The sequence below is a fragment of the Enterococcus ureilyticus genome, assembly GCF_001730315.1.
GTDB lineage: Bacteria > Bacillota > Bacilli > Lactobacillales > Enterococcaceae > Enterococcus_L > Enterococcus_L ureilyticus.
This window is the reverse complement of the sequence record NZ_MIKC01000032.1, coordinates 1-1,358: the sequence shown is the minus strand read 5'-3', so window position 1 is coordinate 1,358 and position 1,358 is coordinate 1. Positions and strand designations below refer to the sequence as shown.

Below are 1,358 nucleotides of genomic sequence, written 5' to 3'. Positions count from 1 at the left end.
TTTGACATGGCATTTAGAAAAGATTTTTTATGGGGTGGCGCAACTGCAGCCAATCAATGTGAAGGCGGCTATAACGAAGGCGGCCGAGGATTAGCGAACGTGGATTTAGCACCAGTTGGACCAGACCGTTTTCCAGTGATCACAGGTGAGAAAAAGATGTTCGCTTTTGAGGAGGACCATTTTTACCCTGCACAAAATGCGATCGACATGTACCACCGTTATAAAGAAGATATCGCACTATTTGGCGAAATGGGGTTTAAAACTTACCGTTTATCAATTGCCTGGAGCCGTATTTTCCCTCTAGGAGACGAGACAGAGCCCAATGAAGAAGGGTTGAAGTTCTATGAAGATTTGTTCAAAGAATGCCGCAAGCACAATATTGAGCCTCTTGTAACGATCACGCATTTTGATTGTCCAATGCATTTAGTTGAAAAATATGGCGCGTGGCGCAGTCGTGAAATGGTTGGTTTTTATGAGAATCTTTGTCACGCAATTTTCAATCGTTATAAAGGCTTAGTGAAATATTGGTTAACCTTCAACGAAATCAATATGATTTTACATGCACCATTTATGGGTGCAGGTCTTTATTTTGAAGAAGGCGAAAACAAAGAACAAGTCAAATATCAAGCCGCACACCACGAACTATTAGCAAGTGCGATTGCCACAAAAATCGCTCACGAAGTTGATCCAGAAAACCAAGTTGGCTGTATGTTAGCGGCTGGCACAAACTATGCCTATACGTGTAAACCAGAAGATGTTTGGGCAGCGAAAAAAGCTGATCGTGAGAATTTCTTCTTTATCGACGTTCAATCTCGCGGAGAATATCCAGCATATGCGTTGAAAGAATTAGAACGGGAAGGCATCAAATTACCAATTGAAGAAGGCGATTTAGAATTACTGAAAGCACACACAGTAGACTTTATTTCATTTTCTTATTACTCATCACGTGTTCAATCAACGGATCCAGCGATCAATGAAAAAACAGCTGGAAATATCTTTGCCTCAGTGAAAAATCCATATTTAGAAGCAAGTGAATGGGGTTGGCAAATCGATCCACTAGGATTGCGTGTGACAATGAATGACTTATATGATCGTTACCAAAAACCATTATTTATCGTTGAAAACGGCTTAGGTGCAGTGGATGAACCAGATGAAAACGGCAATGTGATCGATGATTACCGAATCGAATATCTAGCGGCACACATCCAAGCGATGAAAGATGCAGTAGAACTTGATGGTGTAGATCTTTTAGGCTATACGACATGGGGCTGTATCGATCTTGTTTCAGCTGGAACTGGCGAAATGAAAAAACGCTATGGATTCATTTATGTCGATCGCGATAACGAAGGAAATGGCAC

General features: G+C 41.2%; 1 protein-coding gene. It reads left to right on the top strand.

Annotated elements, in window-relative coordinates:
* Positions 1-6: 6 nt before the first annotated feature.
* Positions 7-1,358 (top strand): 6-phospho-beta-glucosidase (locus tag BCR24_RS10420; RefSeq protein WP_069640463.1); only part of this gene is annotated, 1,352 nt, incomplete at its 3' end.